Origin of the sequence: Streptomyces sp. NPDC007095 (genome assembly GCF_040634475.1) — a bacterium.
In the GTDB taxonomy this organism is placed as follows: domain Bacteria; phylum Actinomycetota; class Actinomycetes; order Streptomycetales; family Streptomycetaceae; genus Streptomyces.
The window spans coordinates 89,998-106,978 of sequence record NZ_JBEYFS010000008.1 but is presented as its reverse complement, the minus strand read 5'-3'; the positions used below and the strand labels follow the sequence as shown (position 1 = coordinate 106,978).

At 69.9% G+C, this 16,981-nt stretch carries 13 protein-coding genes and 1 pseudogene; 5 read left to right on the top strand and 9 right to left on the bottom strand.

Annotated elements, in window-relative coordinates; translation table 11 throughout:
- Positions 1 to 89: 89 nt before the first annotated feature.
- Positions 90 to 308, bottom strand: a pseudogene (locus ABZ656_RS04850) (ATP-binding protein); the annotation flags it as partial.
- Between the two features lie 262 nt (positions 309 to 570).
- Here ABZ656_RS04850 and ABZ656_RS04845 point away from each other — a divergent pair.
- Complete coding sequence (locus ABZ656_RS04845) at positions 571 to 1,410, top strand: helix-turn-helix transcriptional regulator (RefSeq protein WP_360264594.1); 840 nt, start codon at positions 571 to 573, stop codon at positions 1,408 to 1,410.
- Complete coding sequence (locus tag ABZ656_RS04840; protein WP_360264582.1) at positions 1,407 to 1,613, top strand: DUF397 domain-containing protein; 207 nt, start codon at positions 1,407 to 1,409, stop codon at positions 1,611 to 1,613. Before ABZ656_RS04845 ends, ABZ656_RS04840 begins: the two co-directional genes overlap by 4 nt.
- A gap of 59 nt (positions 1,614 to 1,672) precedes the next feature.
- Here the strand turns inward: ABZ656_RS04840 and pglX are convergent, their stop codons facing one another.
- The 5 genes from pglX to pglW all read right to left on the bottom strand — a co-directional run bounded on the left by pglX (position 1,673) and on the right by pglW (position 13,525).
- Positions 1,673 to 5,524 (bottom strand): BREX-2 system adenine-specific DNA-methyltransferase PglX, encoded by a 3,852-nt coding sequence (gene pglX / locus ABZ656_RS04835; protein WP_360264579.1) that lies wholly within the window; start codon positions 5,522 to 5,524, stop codon positions 1,673 to 1,675.
- Positions 5,525 to 5,617: 93 nt separating this feature from the next.
- On the bottom strand, positions 5,618 to 7,111 hold the full coding sequence (locus ABZ656_RS04830) for a hypothetical protein (protein ID WP_360264576.1): 1,494 nt from the start codon (positions 7,109 to 7,111) through the stop codon (positions 5,618 to 5,620).
- A complete protein-coding gene (locus ABZ656_RS04825) occupies positions 7,108 to 8,532 on the bottom strand; it encodes an AAA family ATPase (RefSeq protein WP_360264573.1) in 1,425 nt (474 codons plus the stop codon). The genes ABZ656_RS04830 and ABZ656_RS04825 overlap by 4 nt, the downstream gene beginning before the upstream one ends.
- A complete protein-coding gene (locus ABZ656_RS04820) occupies positions 8,529 to 9,038 on the bottom strand; it encodes a hypothetical protein (protein ID WP_358574881.1) in 510 nt (169 codons plus the stop codon). The genes ABZ656_RS04825 and ABZ656_RS04820 overlap by 4 nt, the downstream gene beginning before the upstream one ends.
- 41 nt (positions 9,039 to 9,079) lie before the next feature.
- Complete coding sequence (gene pglW / locus ABZ656_RS04815) at positions 9,080 to 13,525, bottom strand: BREX system serine/threonine kinase PglW (protein WP_360264570.1); 4,446 nt, start codon at positions 13,523 to 13,525, stop codon at positions 9,080 to 9,082.
- A gap of 556 nt (positions 13,526 to 14,081) precedes the next feature.
- Between pglW and ABZ656_RS04810 the strand changes: the two genes are divergently transcribed.
- The 3 genes from ABZ656_RS04810 to ABZ656_RS04800 all read left to right on the top strand — a co-directional run bounded on the left by ABZ656_RS04810 (position 14,082) and on the right by ABZ656_RS04800 (position 15,517).
- Positions 14,082 to 14,366, top strand: coding sequence for a hypothetical protein (locus ABZ656_RS04810; RefSeq protein WP_360264567.1), 285 nt, complete (start codon positions 14,082 to 14,084; stop codon positions 14,364 to 14,366).
- On the top strand, positions 14,348 to 14,761 hold the full coding sequence (locus ABZ656_RS04805; protein ID WP_360264564.1) for a DNA-binding protein: 414 nt from the start codon (positions 14,348 to 14,350) through the stop codon (positions 14,759 to 14,761). The genes ABZ656_RS04810 and ABZ656_RS04805 overlap by 19 nt, the downstream gene beginning before the upstream one ends.
- Positions 14,762 to 14,914: 153 nt before the next feature.
- Complete coding sequence (locus tag ABZ656_RS04800) at positions 14,915 to 15,517, top strand: CbrC family protein (RefSeq protein ID WP_360264561.1); 603 nt, start codon at positions 14,915 to 14,917, stop codon at positions 15,515 to 15,517.
- Here ABZ656_RS04800 and ABZ656_RS04795 read toward each other — a convergent pair.
- The 3 genes from ABZ656_RS04795 to ABZ656_RS04785 are packed head-to-tail and all read right to left on the bottom strand — an operon-like array spanning position 15,510 to position 16,683.
- Positions 15,510 to 15,884 carry a DUF6000 family protein gene (locus tag ABZ656_RS04795; RefSeq protein WP_360264591.1) on the bottom strand — a complete coding sequence of 125 codons (375 nt, stop codon included), beginning with the start codon at positions 15,882 to 15,884 and terminating at the stop codon, positions 15,510 to 15,512. The two genes, ABZ656_RS04800 and ABZ656_RS04795, sit on opposite strands and share 8 nt — an antisense overlap.
- Before the next feature lie 44 nt (positions 15,885 to 15,928).
- Positions 15,929 to 16,306: a HEAT repeat domain-containing protein gene (locus ABZ656_RS04790; protein WP_360264558.1), complete on the bottom strand. Its 378-nt coding sequence runs from the start codon at positions 16,304 to 16,306 to the stop codon at positions 15,929 to 15,931.
- Positions 16,303 to 16,683 (bottom strand): CPCC family cysteine-rich protein, encoded by a 381-nt coding sequence (locus tag ABZ656_RS04785; protein ID WP_101400448.1) that lies wholly within the window; start codon positions 16,681 to 16,683, stop codon positions 16,303 to 16,305. The genes ABZ656_RS04790 and ABZ656_RS04785 overlap by 4 nt, the downstream gene beginning before the upstream one ends.
- Positions 16,684 to 16,981 lie beyond the last annotated feature (298 nt).

Here is a 16,981-nt window from a genome sequence, read left to right as displayed (position 1 = left end):
TCGGGCCCGGGTAAGCCATCAGACCCAGAAACCTCCCTTCATTCCTCCCGGTTGAACCGGGGATACAACAGAGCGCCTCATGGCGCACCGGCGTTCGCGGCGAGCTCGGCGACGACGAGGGCGGCGTTCTCGTTGACCGTGGTGCCGTGTACGCAGCCCCAGGAGTCCAGGCAGTGCGAGGCGAGACGGCGGGCGAGGCGGGCGCCGCGTGGGGTGGAGGTGAAGCGCAGCTCGAAGGTCTCGGTGGCGGGGGTGGCGGGGGTGGCGGGGGTGGCGGTGCCGGTGGTCGTGTCCGTGGGGGGTGTCATACGGCGACAGTGGCGCGGGCGGGGTCGGGGCGACCAGGGGTGGGGACGGTACGGGAGGGGACTGTGGGGGTGGGTGGGGTGGTTGTCGGGGGTGTACGGGTCACCCATATGGGAGAACGCCAGGTGATCGGGGTGTGACGGTGGGGCGATGTCCGTACGGTGGTGAAGATGCCTGCGTGTGGGCGTAGTTGGGGTGCTGCGATCGGCAGCGGCGGAGGGGGCGATGGGGGCGGTGGGTGTGGAGCTGGTGGACGCGGGCGCGATGGACGTGGCGGATACGGCGGACGCTGCCGACGGTGTGGACTCGGGAAACGGGTTCCTGCGCTGCTTCGGCCGCCAGATGAAGCTGCTGCGCGAGGCGGCGGGCCTCACCCAGGCGGAGCTGGGGGCGCGGGTCGGGTATGGGGAGGCCTTGATCGCGTCGGTCGAACAGGGGCGGCGGATTCCCAAGCCCGAGCTGGTGGACGCGGTGGATGGGGTGCTGGGGGCGGGTGGGGTGCTGGCGGCGATGAAGGGGGAGATCGGGAAGGCGCGCTATCCGGGCTTCGCTCGGCGATACGTCCAGCTCGAAGCCGAGGCTGTCGAACTGCACGTCTACGACACTCACATCGTGAACGGTCTGGTGCAGACGGAGGAGTACGCGCGGGCTGTGTTCACGATGCGGCGGCCCCTGCTCGACGAGGAGACGATCGAGCAGCGAGTAGCCGCCCGACTGGCCCGCCAGGAGATCTTCTCCCGCAAGTCGCGTCCGTTGATGAGCTTCGTCATCGAGGAAGCTGTGCTGCACCGTCCGGTAGGCGGCAGCGCTGTGCTGAGGGGGCAGTTGGAGCAGATTCTGCTCATCGGCCACAACCGCAACGTAGAGGTTCAGGTCATGCCGACCGCCCGCGCTGACCACGCGGGCCTCAGCGGGCCGTTCACACTGATCGAAACCGTGGGGCAGCGTCGCATCGCCTACGCAGAAGTGGCCAGCGTCAGTGCGTTGCTCACCGAGCGGAAAGCGGTCCGCGAACTGGAGGCGCAGTATGGAATCATCCGAGCACAAGCACTGACGCCGAGTGAATCGCTGGCGTACATCGAGAAGTTGCTGGGAGAGGCATGAACCTCGGTACGGATGTTCTGACGCAGCCCCTCGTCTGGAAGAAGAGCAGCTACAGCAGCGGCGAGGGCGGTCAGTGCGTCGAGGTCGCCCGGACGGGCACCCTCGTCCACGTGCGGGACTCCAAGCGGGCCGCGGGACCGGTCTTCGCGGTCACCCCCACGGAGTGGACCGCGTTCCTGCGGATGGCGGCCGGGCGCGACTGACTCGAGCGGCGCGCGTACGAGGGGGCGGGGACTGTATGTCCCCGCCCCCTCAAGCGTGTTCACCCGCGCCGGGCACCGCCGCGCTTCTTCTCGGGGCGCCATGCGGCTAGGTCGTCCCAGGAGAGCTCACGGCCGAACAGGCCCATGGTGAGGGCGCTGCTGAAGTCCTCGGCCGGGTTGCCCTCCCACTCGTCGTCGTACTCGTCGTGCCACTGCTTCACCCAGGGCATGACCTCCGCGAGCCCGGCGAGGAGCGGGACGAAACGGGGGTCTTCCTTGGGCCAACCGTCCACGTTCAGGCGGTCGTTGAGGAGGTTGACGAGGGCCTCGGCCTGGTGGCGGTGGTTCCAGCCGGCCCAGCCGATGAGGAGGGAGGGGTCGTTGTCCGGGGAGGAACCCGGGTAGGAGATGAACCGCTCCTTGGGGACGTCGAGCTTGCCGCGGTTCGACCAGTAGCTGTGCTGGAGGAAGTCGGCGGAGGTGTACTTGGGCGGGACCTCGATGTCGCGCGGCTCGCCGTTCTGGTCCTGCTGGCGCTGTTTCGCCCAGACCTGTTCCCACTGGGCGCGCTTGCGCAGGCCGGACTCCTTGTAGCGGACGGCGGCGAGGTGCGGGACGTGCTCGGGGGCGATGACGGCGGCCAGGACCGTGGACAGTGGGACATCGCGCTTGTCGAGGTGGTCGGCGGCGTAGAGCGCGGCGACGGCCTGGACGTCCTCGTCGTGGCGGAGGGCGTCGGCGAGCTGGAAGATCGTGAGCGGGCGCGGTGAGTCAATTCCGTCGCGCTCCTCGAACCACAGTTCCTCGCGCTCGGTGGCGTCCAGCAGCCAGGAGCGCAGGGCAGCGGCCTCGCGCTTCTTCCAGGACTCGGTGGACCAACGGCGCTTGAACTCCGGTCGTTCGAGCAGCCGGATGTCCTTGTTGTCGGCGATGAGGTCGAGCCGTGCCTGAACGATACGGCGGTAGGACTCGGGCCAGTCGGGGGAGGGGGGAATCTCGGTGGTGCGGTTCTCGGCGGAGTCGTGCCGGTCGAACCACGCGGTGTCGGCCCCGCTACGGGCGAGCGTGATCTCGAACGCCCGCTGGCCGAGCTTGAGTTCTTTGGGTACGTCGGCGTCGGCGAGGTCGGCCGGATCGCCGGGCAGCGTGGTCCGGGCGACCTCGGCGGGCGTGAGTAGCCCGTACAGCCCGTACACGGTCCAGTCCAGCTCCTCCTGGAGGAGGATCATGCGGGCGCGGATTCGTTCTTGTTCGGCCTTGGCGGCGTCTAGGGCCTCGCGGGTGGGGGGTGTGGTGGTGGAGGAGGTGAGGGCAGAGGGCTCGTGGGCAGCCAGCTCTTGGGCGAGGGTGTCGAGTTGGCGGGCCAGGGGGAGGGGAAGGTTGGCTGGGATGGGGAACTGCTGGAGCCGTGTGGAGCTGAACTGGTAGAAGCGCTCCCAGGCCTCGAAGGCCCAACGGTTTCCGCCGCCGCTGTTGTTGTCCGCGCCACCCTTTTGCTGGGCAACCTGCTTCATCCAGAAGCCACCGGTCGAGGAGTTCAGCACGCCAAGCAACTCAAGGTGCTGCTCCTCGCTCGCGGTCTCGGGCAGCTTGATCACCGGCGCGGTGCGGTTGAACACCTTCCCGCCCCGGTCCAGCACGAAGTGGTTGTGTGTGGCGACCTCGCCGTATGCGATCGTCAGCGGCGTCCGCAGCTTGCTTACCGTCAGCCTTCCGTACTCCGACCACTTCAGCCCGCCCTCGACCTTTGTCTTTCCGCCGAACAGCATGTTGCTTGCAATGCTCGTACGGCAGGGCCACATCAAGCGGTGGAGGGGGCTGACGCCCTCCACGACGATCGGTTCGAACGACGTCGTGTACGGGAACAGCGCAGCCTCGTAGTCCCCGCCGCTCCAGTCGCGCAGCAGATCGCCGGTGACCATGGAGCGTGTCCATCGCTTGGGGATCCCGGCAGTCACCGCAACGCGCTTGGGCATGAGATACAAGTCGTCCTCAAGCGTGAAGCACGTAATACCGATGGACTCGGCAATGCTGCCCAGGCGAGCTGCTGACGCATCCTCGACTCTCTCCAGCAGGTCTCCGGCCCCGCCTCCAGCGAGCGACCAAGGATGCCCAGCGAACCTTCCCCGCTCCACATCCTCCACGCTCACCCACTCAGCAGGCCCCACCCCCGGCTTCCGCCACTGCGAGACGATCGCCTGCCACACCTGCCCCCGCGCCGGATCCTTCGGCTGACTAGGCTCCCCCCGAACCCCCAGCACCGCCCGAATCGGCACAGCCTGCCGAGGCCCCTGGTTCCGCCCCACCAGAATCACCGTCGGCGTGCCGTGCCCCGGAATGAACGCCCCGGACGTGTCCAGCACATGCGTCAGCTCAACCCCAGGGAAGTCCCGCCTCCGCCGAGTCTGCGGATCCTTGTACGGCCCCCCATGAAAGAACGACTCGATCAGCGTCGCCCCGAACTCCCGCTTCATGAACGAGTTCGCGGTGATCTGCCCGGTGAACCCACCATTCCGATGGTCACCCCCAGCCCGGACCGCCAGCTCGAAGATCCTCTGCGCGAACGGCACCGACAGCGCGTACTTCCCCGAGCAAGCCCAGTAGATCTTCCGGTAGTTCTCGTTCTCCGCCTTGTCCTTGACCGTGATGTACGGCGGGTTGGCCACGACCACGTGATACGAGCCGCGCCCCAGCAGGTCCGCCTCCTTCACGTACTGCCCCACATCCTCCGTGCGGTACGTGAACGTCTCCCCCCTCTCCACGTCGTCGAAGGTCGGGTCGGTCTCCCGTCCCGCCTCCCGCCCGTGCAGCAAGGAGTCGCCGACCGCGATACGGATCGGCATGGACGGGGCGGCGGAGAAGCGGTCGATCCCGCACTCCTTGACCATCTCGACGAGCAGACGGAACCGGGCGATGGAGACCGCGAACGGGTTCTTGTCGGCGCCGTGGACAGACTCCAGAGCGCGGCGCACCAGCGTCCAGTTCTCCGTCCCGGGCTCGGCCTCACGCCAGGCCGCGAGGATGCGACGGAACAGGCCGAGCAGGAAGTGGCCGGATCCGCAGGCAGGGTCGATGCAGCGCAGGCCGCGGATGACGGGCGTGACGTCACCGTTCTCGTCGACCTCCTCGTACGTCTCACCCCGCCAGCCGTCCGGGCGGTACTTCCACGCCGGGTCGAGGCCGAACTCCTCCAGAGCCGGGTCCAGGGTGAGGTCGAGGATGAACTCCTCGACGAATTCCGGGGTTTGGAGCAGCGCGTACGTCTTGCGGGCGTGCTCGGACAGGTCCTGGTAGAGGTCGCCGAGGAAGCGGGTGTTGAGGGACGGGTCCGTGAAGTCGTACCGGATACGGCCGTCGGGGCCGCGCTCGCGCCAGAAGGAGAGGAGCCGGGCCGCGGAGTCGTAGGACGGGTCGAGTTCCCACAGCGGGTTGTGCGCCGGGTCGAAGAGGCCCTCGACGATCTCGTGCGCGCGGCCGAGGGCGCGGAAGGACTCCTTGAGCCAGTCGCGGTCGTTGAGCTCGGGGCTCTCCCGGAAGAACGCGTCGTGGTGGTCCTGCGCCTCGGCGAGGCGCTCACCGGGGCCGGAGAGACGGGCGTCCGGTACCAGGCCGTTGTCCTCGCAGAAGCGGACGAAGACGCAGGCCAGCACCCACGCGGCGGCGATCTGCACCACGCGCTCCTCCAGCCATGTCTCGTACATGACGGAGGTGCGGTCGGACAGCAGGGCCCGGTCGTACTCGGCCTTCAGGGCCACGGCCTGCGCGCTGTCGGCCTGGGCGCGCTCGCGCAGGTCGTTCTCCAGGAGCGCGACCTGCTTCTGGAGATCCTTGAGCAGAGCGGCGTGGTCCAGCGGCGCCGCAGCCGGCGTGTCCGTCGCCGCGGCGGTCGTAGGGGCTTCCTGGGAGGGCACCGGGGTTGTTCCTTCGCTTCGTGGTCGCGGCGCGTGCTCTCGCGCCGGTCCGCCCATCCTGCCAGCCCGAACAGCCGAGTGGACCCATCGCACCTACTGGCCCGTGAGCGGAATCCCCCCGAGACGCCCCAGGCCGAAGGCGAGGCGGTAGATGTCGGGCAGGTCGAGGAGGGAGAAGTTGTCGACGTTGTGGTCGCGGCGGCGCAGGACGCCGAGGTCGTCCAGCTCCTGGACCAGGCGGGGCAGGTCGTCGGGGTGGCGGGGGCCGGTGCGGACCAGTTCGGGGCGGTCGGCCTGGGTGTAGCGGGCCGACTCCTCGCGCAGGAGCTGCGGCAGGTCGCGGTCCTTCCAGATGCTGATGATCTTTCCCTGGGCGATCGGGACCTGGCAGCCCTTGAGAGGCTCTATCGCCAGCTTCACCCACGGGGTGTCCTCGACGATCTGGTCGACGCGGACAGCCGACGCCTCGCGTACGCCGCCCCGGATGGCCTCGTGGTGCAGGGCGCGGGTGTGGGAGGGGCGGGTGGTGCGGGTCGTCTCCGCGGCCACGTCGAGGGCCCGGAGGAAGCTGCGGGGGCTGATCCGGTCGTTGCTGTCCGTGAGGTGGTTGGGCAGCCAGGTGTAAGGGCGGCCTTGGCGGACGTTGGTGCCCATGAACGGGTCGGCGATGCGCTCGAACAGCTGCTGCTGGGCCTTCTCGTCGTTGCGCAGGGCGGGCGTGGCCACGTACCGCACCGGCGTGCCCGGGGTCGGGGGCTCCTGCCAGCCGCCGGTGATGCGACGGAACCGCTCCGCCGCCTCGTCGTCCTCGTTGCCCAGGTGGTGGAAGAGGAGCCCGTACAGGTCGGCGCGGGTCCACTCCAGGCGGGCCGCGTTGCCCGACAGCTTCGACGCGTCCGGGAAGAGCTGCTTGGCCGCGTCGAACATGTCGGGGCGCAGGAACACCTTCAGGCGGATGTTGCGGGTGCCGAAGCGCATCCGCATCGCGATGCGGAGCAGCTCGGCGATCATCCGGTTGCGGGTGTCCCAGTCGGTGTGCAGATGCTCCAGGCCGTCGAAGACCAGCAGATGCACCGTGTCCTCGGCGGCAGCCTCCGCGTCCGCCCGGGCGAGGGTGGCCTCCGCCGGGCCGGCGTTGGTCCGCAGCCAGGCGACGCGGTCCGCCCAGTCGGCCGCGTTGAGCAGCTCGGGCTGCCCCAGGGCGGTGAGCAGGACGGCGTACCAGATCTCCTCCGGGAGCGCCCCGCCCGCGAGGAGCGAGGGCAGCACCAGAGGGCCCGGATAGTGCGGGGAGCCCACGTCCATGCCGAAGCCCGGCGTGACGCGCAGGCGGGTCAGCCGGTTGATGCGGTACTCGGTGGCCGCCGCCTCGCGCAGCTCGGGGATGAGCAGGGAGCGTGCCCAGAACGTCTTGCCGACACCCCGGTCGCCCTGCACCACGGTGCTGTCCACGTACAGCGCGGTGCGGTGCGCGTCCGGCATGTACAGGGTGTGCGGGGTGGGGGGCCGGGTGTCCGCGTCCACGGTGCCCTCCAGCGCGCGCGACATCAGGTCGCGGTACTCGCCGGGGGTCAGCGGCTCGGTCATGGGCTGTCTTCCTCGAAGTCGGTGCTGACCACCCACCATTCATCAGAGCCCGCCGAGGTCTGCTCCGCAGGGCCCGCCATGATCAGCGGGACAGCCAGTTTCAGGAAGTCACGGTACGCGGCCTGGACGAAGGCACGCTCCTGCCAGTCCGGGGAGTTGGGCACGTTCATGCCGACCAGACCCGGCTCGAACAAGATCGGGATCGCGTAGTGGGGTGCGGCCTCGTCCTCCAGGTCCCACGCGTCGTCCTCGGCGCCGGCGATCTCGCCCGGCGCGAGCGAGTCGTAGAGGACGCTGAAGGCGGCGTGGGCGTTCTTGCGGAAGGAGGCGAGGTGGGTGTCTTTCGAGTAGTGCACCGAGTCCGGGACCATCGACGCCACCATGCGCAGCTTCTTGCGGATGGCCGGGGCCTGCCCGGACGCCGCCCAGGCCTCGAACAGGTCCTTGTAACCCGACCACGTCTGGTCGTTGTCCGCGCCGAACAGCAGCGCGTAGTCGCACAGGTGCGAGATGGTCACGGCGGCCACGTCGTGGATGCCGGCCCGGCTGTCGAGCAGCACGACGTCGGGCAGGCGTCCGCTGTCACCGCGTTCCACGGCCTCCTCGCAGGCGCGGACGGTCGCGGCCAGCCGGTCGGCGAAACGGGCCCCGTCCGCGTCGGCGTACACGCGGTTGAGTTTGTCCACATACCCGTTGGGGACACCTTCGGTGCCCGCACCGCGCGCCGGGGCGATCCACAACTCGCCCTGTTTGCGCGGTGTGTACCCGGAGCGGGTCACGATCTCCAGGCCCTCCGCGTTGCCGAGGGCCGACTCCACCAGGTGGTCCACGACACCGTGCCGGCACAGGCTGCCGCCCGCGAGCAGGAGCGGGCCCACACCGGGCGACTCCAGGTCGAGGTCGACGACGAGCACGATCTTGCCCTCGTCAGCGAGCCGACGCGCGAGGACGGAGGCCGCCGTCGTGCGGCCCACGCCACCCTTGAAGCCGTACAGGGCGGTACGGCGGGTGCGGGTCGCCCCGTCCGCGGTGGCGGAAGGAGTGGTGACGTGGGACCAGTCCTCGCCGACGACCGTGTTGTCGAGGAACCGGACCGCGCCTGCTGTGGCGGTGGCCGACACGACCTCCAGGGTGCGGGGTGAGGCCGTCAGTGTTTTCGGCAGGCGAGTGACCGAGGTCCGTACGAGCGGACGTTCCCCGCTGTAGCGGCCCAGTCGGCCGGCAAGCAACTCCCGCCAGCGCTCGGCCTGTTCGTCGGTCGCTTCGCCTCCCTCTTCGCCGTCGTCCACCACCAGGGAGAACCTGCCGAGAACATCCCTTACCAGCAGGACGTCGAAGCCTTCCGCGGCGACCTCGTGAGCGAGGGCGAAGGCGGCCGGGCGCGCCTCGTCGAAGCGGACCGGTGCGTCGTAGAGGGTCATGGCAGCTTTCCGGTGAATTGAACGTGCAGATGCAGCTCGTGGGCGAGCGACGCCGCCTCCTGGCGGCGGGTCAGAAGCGCCAGGTCGAGGTGCGTTCCGTCGGTGTAGCGGTCGTCGACGAGCCACTCCTCGAAGTCCGCGGAGACCCTCGTCAGGGCTTCGTCGAGAGCCGGCCCGGGACGACCGCCGAGCAGCAAGGGGAGGGCCTGGAGCATTTCGTTCACATGCCCCAGCGTCTTGCGCTTCTTGTTCTGGTTCTGGGCATGGGGGTCGTCCCACCAGAGCCGGTCACTCTCGGAGCCCCCGCTGTTCCTCATGGAGACCCCGTCCGCCCCGGCGAACCGCTTCAGCAGTGCCTTCATCAGGCACTCCACCGCGAGCCCGAACAAATGGTCCGCGTTCAACAGCCGTCCGTCGCCGTGGAGATAGGAGGCATCTTCGTAGTGCCGTTCCCCCGCGCAGGCGTAGTCCGTCTTTGACTTCTTGCTTTCCTCGTCGTCCCCCACGAGGCAGATCATATGGTGTCCGGCTGATCCGGCGTCAGCCTTCAGCCCGCCTCCGCAAGCCCCTGCAACTCCCTCATGAACAGCCCCTTCAGGACCGTCCACTCGCTCACCCGGTCCACCACGTCCACCGTGCGGCCGTCGAGCGCCGGGGTGGCCTCCGGGTCGTCCATGGTGACCAGCAGCCACAGACCGTGCGGTGCGGCGGTGGGACGTCGGGCCGCTTCTTGGAGGGAGACCAGGAGTTCGCGGCCACCGGCTTCCCAGTAGCGGGCCGCGAGCGAGGCCCGGTGAGCGAGGAGCACCGTACGCGGGCCTGCCTGTTCGGCGAGGGTCGTGCACCGGGCGCCGACGCGCTCGGCGGCGAGCCGGGTGTACGAGGCCAGCGCGGCGCCGATCCGGCCGGTGCCGGCGAACTTGGCGTCCGCCTTCAGCAGGGCCTCCCACTTCACCTGTTGCTCGTCGGCCAGCTCGCGCAGGGCGGTCAGGAACAGCTCGTCCATGTCGACCGGCAGCACGTCGAACCGGGCGGCGAGGCGCTGCGCCGTGCCGGGCAGTTCGAGGCCCCTGACGGTCAGGGCGAGGAACCCGCCCCGGCGCACGGCCTCCTGAAGCCGTACCTCCATCACCCGGCGTGGGTCGCGGCCCTCCGCGAACTCGCTCTGCGCGGCGTTGTACAGCGCGCCGGTGCTGGTCAGCACGGACCCGCTGAACGCGGGCCGACTCTCCTCGGCGTCCCGGGCGGGCGGGAAGAAGCGTCGCTTGTCCCGGTCGTACACCAGCGGGAAACCCGCCTCGGACAGCGCCTCCTCCAACTCCACGTACGTGACGTCGGCGAGCGCGCCGAGGCCCGGGAAACGGGCCCTCACCCGGGTCAGCAGACCGTCGGCGCCGACCCCGATGCCGGAACGTACCCCCGCGGCCGCCTGAGAGATCCGCAGCGCCCGGTCGAGGCCCAGGTCCAGAGGGAACAGCTCGAAGCGCGGTGTGACGCCGACCCCGCCCGCCATCGCGGCGGCCAGGGTCAGCAGGCGGGTGTCGGCCAGCGGTGCCATCCCCTCAGGGGCAGGAACGGCACGTAGCTCCCGCAGGACCGTGCCGCCGCCGGGCAGCGGATCGCGGGCCGCCACGTCTTCGGCCGCCCGGCCGAGCAAGGTCGCGTACTCGGCGAGCTCCACCGGGGTTGGGTCGTCGCTGCCTGGGAGGTCCACCAGGGCCAGCAGCACCTCACTGCCGCGCCGCAGCATGGCGAACCGGGAGACCTCGTCCTCGTCGCCTTCTCCCGCCGCGGCGGCATCGTCGCGGCGGAACTCGATCTCGGCCGCCGCACGCACCACGGCAAGGGCCTGCGCCTGGAGTCCCGACCGGTCCTCCGCACCGTCCTCGTCGTGCGGCGCGTGCCGTACGCGCAGCTCGGTGGCCAGCTCCCGGGCCGTCATCACCCTGCCCTGCTCGGACAGTATGGTCACCAGCTCGTCCCGGATCCTGTCCAGCCATGCGAGCGCCGACCACTGCTCGATCGCTGCGCCCAGGTTCCCTGAGACAGTGGGCTGGCTGACACCGAGGGCCTTGGCGATCGCCGACTGGGAGGGCCACGACGGCAGCTCACCAGCCTGCTCGACACCCGGCAGGCCCAGCGTCGCGAGGACGATGTCGCGCCGGGGGCGCGCGCGCCGACCGCCCTCGGCCGGAACCAGCCGGGCCGCGAGAGTCCCGACCGACTCCAGCGCCTCGACGGGGGCGTCGGCCGGTACCTGCGCGGGCTTCTTCGGCGTGGCACGCTTCCGGAGATCCTGGGTCCACTGGCGGTGACGCCGGTTGAGCTCCTTGCGGATCACGTTGCCGGCGCCGCGGGCGCGGGAGATGGTGTGCGGCGGGATGTCCAGGAGCTGGCCCACCGTCTCGGCGCCGAGGCCCGCCGCCACCGACACGGCCCGCGGCGACAGACCCGCGGCGTCCAGCGGGGTCGTCAGGTCCGCCGCGGCGGCGGCCTGCTCGCGGGCGTCCTCGACGTCCGCCGCCTGCGTGTCCACCGTCGCGGGAGTGGTGGGCGGGCGCGTCGAGTCCGCCCTGCGGAATACCTGGCGCCAGGCCTCCTGCATCTGGCGGAGGCTGTCGTAGCGCTGCTCGACGTCACGGTGCAGGGCCTGCTGGAAGAACCCGGCCAGCCCGTCCGCCAGCGCCGACTCGAACAGCTCGCGGGCCACATAGAGCTCCGCCTTCGGGACGGTCAGCGGGTCGCCCTGGCCGTCGCCCCACACCGGGCGCTCGCCCGAGGCCATCTCGTGCAGCGTGACCGCGGCCGCGTACCACTCGGCGTGATCGTCGTAGCGGGCGCGGCGACTGCCGCCGAGGAACGGATCGAGATAGCCGCGGGTGCCCGCGTGGAGGTCCTGGTCGGGGGCGTCGGCCAGGGAGAAGTCGAACAGCATCAACTGCCAGGAGCCGTCACTGCGCTTGAACAGGCCCAGGTTGTCCGGCTTGATGTCACGGTGGCGCACCCCGCGGGCGGCAAGACTGTCCAGGGCGTCGAAGAGGTCGTTGCCGAACCGCTCCAGCTGGGCGTACCCGAGCCGGCCCTCGCCGCGCAGCCGGGAGCCGAGACTGACCGGATCGCGGTCGTCCGCCGCCCGGAAGCCGCCCGCGTACTCGATCTCCAGGACGGTGTGTCCGCCCAGTTCGCGAGGGGCTGCGAGCAGCTTGACGATGCGGTTGCCGCCCACCTCGCGCAGGGCCTTCGCCTCCGCGTACAGCCGCGCGTCCTTCTCCCGGTCCAGGGCCACCTTGAACACCCGCAGCGACGCCGGGTCCGGCACCCCCTCCTCGACGCGGCGCACCAGCAGGGCGCGGGCGGTCGCGCCGGTTCCGAGGACTCGTACGACCTCCCACTCCTCGTCCAGGCGCCGGCCGGCCTTGGCGGTGAGTGGGTCGGTGACCTCGACCGCGCCCCGCCCGCCCGTGGCGTCGGCGGCCTCCGCGGCGTCGAGCAGCCGCAGGAACTCCTCGGCGGACGACAACCGGTTCTGCACATCGGAGGCGGTGGCCCGGAAGACCAGGCCGTCGAGTGCCGCCGAGACGCTGTCGGAGACCGCGTACGGATGGAGACCGCCGTCGGCGGCGAGCCGGTCCACCAGGGTGCCCCGGGCGTCGGCGGGCGGCTTGCCGGTGAGCAGCAAAAAGGAGAGCGCGCCGATGCCGAAGACGTCGAGGTCCACCGGGTCGGCGAACTCCCTGGCGGTCTCCGGGGCGAGATACACCTGGGCGATGTCGGCGACCAGCCCGGAATCCAGCGGAGTCTGCCCGAGCGTGAGATGCGAGGTGGTGTCGAAGTCCCTCGCGGCGGTCTGCCAGTCGGCGATCCGCAGCACCGGTTCCGTACCGTCCTCGCGCGCGGAGACGTATACCGAGCGCGCCGACAGCGCCCGGTGGTAGAGCGAGCGGTTGTGGGCGTACCGGACGGCCTCGGCGAGCTGGCGTACCAGGTCCAGGCGCACGGCGGGCGTGAGCCGGTCGCCGTACGCGTTCAGGTACGCGTCGAGCCGCAGGTCCGACTCCCCGTGCCGGAACAGGATCGCCGGGCCGCCCTGGTGCTCGCGGATCTGCACGGCCTGGACGATGCCGCGGTGATTGATGCCCTGCAGCACCTGATACTCGCGCAGAGCCGCCCGGTCCACCCGGCCGCGCTGCTCCGCCGACGCCGCCTGGCCCGACAGATAGATCCGGACCCGGCCGTTCTCCTTGACCAGGCTGTCGTCGCGTACGGCGAGCCGGTCCTCCCAGCCGGGGCCCGCGTCCAGCGCACGCGGTGCGAGCCGCCAGTCGTCCCCGAACCGCAGGTGCGCGGTGGAGTGGCTGATACCGATGCGCTTCATCAGCATCTCGAGCCGCTGGCTGTCCTGCGGGGTGACACGCCAGCTATCCCGCTCCGGCGGCAGCCCGAGCAGACCGTCCCAGATACCCGGCAGGCCGCTCGTGCCACCGTTGCGTCCGTAGACCGACGCGCGCTGGAACTCGTCCAGCCCGCTCACGAGATCGGGATCGTGCAGGAAGACCGCCGGCTTGATGAAGGGGATCTTCCCCTCGGGAATCCCCGCCGCACGCGCGGCACGCTCCAGCTGGGCCTTCAGCTCCTTGGCCTTGAGGTCGGTGAGGTGCAGAGGGTTGCGCAGCGTCCGCACCCGGTCGTCGTGGAACTGCCAGGTGTCCCCATGGTTCACCACCCGGCCCGGATGCCCCTTGAGCTCCAGCAGATAGACGCCGCCAGGCACGGCGATCAACAGATCGCACTCGTTGACCCGGCCCGTGACACCGGTGAACCGGAACGTCGCCCACGCCCGGTACGGCTCGGCGTCCGGCATGAGCTGCCGTACGTGCTCAAGGCCTTCCTGTTCCCACCGGAAACCGGAACGGCGCGGCTGGAACCAGTGCTCGCGCCGCGCCAGAGGGCCAGGCTTGGCGGCGGTCGGCGTCACTCGGAGTCCTCCGGTCATGGGCGGCGTCGTAAGGGGTAAGCCTAGCGACGTCACCCGAAGGGCCAGGGCCCCTTCACGGCGGCTGTGCCCTGGTCGGCTCGTCGTCCGCGCGGCTTCGCCGGCGACGACGGAGAGGGAACTGTGGAGTGCGCAAAGCGATCAGGGCCCCTCTCGACACGGTGCACCAGATCAGCCCTCGATATGGGCAAGCGCGGCTGCCCGCACGCAAGCAGTGTTGGGATGCCGAGGTGCGTCTGAGCCGCATGGCGCCGGCATGGCACTCCCGTGCTGGAACGGTGCTGGGATGATCTACGTCGGATCCGCACCTTCGCAGGTGGCAGCTTCGTGCTTGGCATTCCGCTGCAACGTGTAGCGGCTGAAACACCACCACGTCGCTGATCTGGCAAACATGCAGGTCAGGAAGGGGCCGATTCTTCGGGGTCGGGCCTCTGCCTTTTCCCGTGTTGGGAATGTGCTGGGTGAGTTGGGGGCGCCTGTGCTGGGGTGTGCGCCGCGCGGCGCTTCGCGGAGTGCGGCCGTAGCACCTTTCCTACTCGTTTGACACCATTGGGTTATGGCTGAGACGACCTACAGCATCGGGGAAGGGCCGGCGACGCGGGTGAGCCTGTCGCTGCCGGAGGGGACTGCGGAGGCGATCCGTGCACGGGTGGGCAAGCGAAAGTTCTCCGCGTTCATCGCCGAGGCGGTCGAGCGTGAGCTGCGCGGGCAGGTCCTTGACGAATATCTGGCGGACTACGAGAACCGCAAGGGGCCGGTCTCCGAGCAGGCTCGTCATCGGGCGCGGCAGGTCTTCGATGAGGTGTTCGCCGAGGAGGGCGAGTGGCCCGCCGCAAGCTGAGTCACGAGGGGACGCTGGTCCTCGACAGCGAGGGGCTCTCGAAGATGCTCGCCGACGACGAGCAGGTGGTTGCGCTGGTCGCCGAAGCACGCTCGCGCGGCATGGAGGTCGTGATCAGCTCACTCACCATCATCGAGGCCGTCCACGCCCGTGCGAACAAGTCCCGCCTGAACTGGGTGCTCTCCGGACTGCGTGTAGTCCCGGTGGGAGACGAGGAGGCGAGGGCGGCCTCGAAGCTGCTGATGGAGGCCGGTTTGCGCGGGCACACGTACGCGATCGATACGGCGGTCGCCGAGGCCGCGCTGCGACAGCACCGCCCCGTGGTCATGTTGACGTCCGATATCGACGACATGGTCAAGCTCTGCGGCGATCGGGTCCGGCTCGTGGCGGTGTGATCTCCCTACGTCCGCGGTGTGGAAGGGCAGTGTCCTATGGCGCCGGATCCCGATGCGGTACAGCATGGCCGAGGAGGCTTCGGCCTACGCCGCCGATCTCGCGGAATCGATGGGGCTCGTCTGCCATGACCCGCAGGCTCGGCTGCTGCGGCCGTGACCGCCTTCGGACCGAGGGCGGGTGCAGATACGACCTTCCTCTGCGCAGGTAGCGTGACCGGCATGTCCGAGGAGTTGCCCGGTTTTCCCTACCACCCCGACCCCTTGGCGACCGGGGCGGTCGTTGCGTCCAGCACGATGTGCCTCTGCTGCGGGAGGGCACGGGGGTTCATCTACACGGGCCCGGTGCACGCGGTCGAGGAACTTTCCAACTTGCTGTGCCCGTGGTGCATCGCGGATGGCAGCGCGGCTGCGAAGTACGACGCGCACTTCATCGGTGACCCGGTCGGAGACGATGTCCCGCTTGAGGTCGTGATGTCCGTCGATGCGTGTACGCCGGGCTTCTCCTCCTGGCAGGACCCGCGGTGGTTCTTTCACTGCGGTGACGGTACGGCGTTCATGGGGGCAGTGGGGGCGGCCGAGCTGGCCATGTTCCCGGATGTCCGGGAGGAACTGCGCAGCGAGGCCGGCGCGTGGGGGTGGTCTGCCGAGGGAGTCGACAGCTGTCTGGGTGCTCTGGACAAGGACAGTCAGCCCACCGGCTACCTCTTCATGTGCCGCACTTGCGGCCGATACATGGCGTACGCGGACTTCACGTAGCCGCAGTCAGGCGGCTGCGGCTACGGGGCCGGGTCCAGCCGTTGGCGAAGGCACAGCGGAGGTCTGTCCAGCGGCACTGCTCGGCGGGGATGTAGGCGGGGTGGTCGCGGAGGTGGGCCAGCGCGTTGACCCACTGGTCCCAGAGGCCGTCGGGCTCCGTGAAGTGGTTGGCGTGGTGGGTGCCGAGGTAGGCGTCGAGGCGCAGGAGTGCGTCGAGCGCGGCTGGCTGGTCGTAACGGAGGTCGGTGCGGGGGAGGTAGCGGTCCAGGTAGGAGGTGAGGATCTCGGCGTCGGCGTGCGTGCCGAAGCGGGCCAGGGCGAAACAGTAGGCGCTGCCGGAGAAGCAGAACTCGCTGGCCAGGAGCAGGTCGCCGATGCGTTCGCGGAAGCTCGCCCGCCGGCCGACACCGATCAGCCAGGCGGGCGGATGCCGACGGGCTCACTCCAGTCCGGTGGCGTCGCCCGTTCCAGGCATGCGCGGTAGGCGCGGCGCAGGGGCTCGACTGCACCGTCGATATCCAGGCTTGCCAAGGCCATAGCCGCCCATTCGCGGACGGTCGGGTTGTCGCTTTTCAGCAGCCCGATGAGGGCGGGACCGCAGTGGGGATCGCCCACCTCCTCGAAGACTTCGATGGCGGTCAACTGACCGAAGCCGCCGAGGGAGGGCAGTCCGTCGATGATGGCGGGGATGGCGTCGGAGCCGATGTCGATCAGCTCTGCGCGGGCGTCGTACGACGGGCCGGTCGAGTCATCGAGCTGCCGGATGAGTCTCTCGATGTGGGTGGTCATGGGTGGTCCCGGCGCCAGAAAGTGGGCAGCCACCAGCAGAGCACCGAGCGGTCGTCGGGCCACGGGGCTCGGTCCTCGGCTTCCCAGTCCTCGAAGGAGTCGCGTGTCAGGTCGATGGGGCGCCAGGCGGGGTCGAGCGGCTCGTCCGCGGCCGGCGGGCGGACGTACTGCCGGCCGTGTTGGTCGCAGGCCCCGAAGTCCTGGTAGTTGCGCTGGGCCTCGATCAGGGAGACCTTGTTCGCGCCGCCGCCCATGGTCGGCCAGCGGAACTGGACCCCGTCGTCCTCCCAGAAGCAGACGGGGCAGATCTCGTACGAGCCGGGCATCGCGTCCAGCACGCGGTGTCCGCAGCAGGGGCAGGGGTAGGAGTCGCTCACCCGCGCAGTCTCGTTGCAGGTCCCGCCGGTGTGCCATGGACTTCTCTGCCGCGGCGTACCCAGCCAGTCCGCAGCCAGTCCGCGGGACACCCGTAAACGGCCGTCGGGTGCCAACGCCTGCCAACGAGAAAATCCCAGGTCAGAGACCTGGGTGGGGCTCCGCCGCAGGTCAGGATCGGGCCGCAGACATTCCGCTTCAACGTGTAGCGGCTGCGACACCGCGGAGGCGATGCGTTAGTAGACGTGCAGGTCAGATGGGGTCATCCCCGGGTCGGGGTCGGCCCCGTCGGCGTACCCG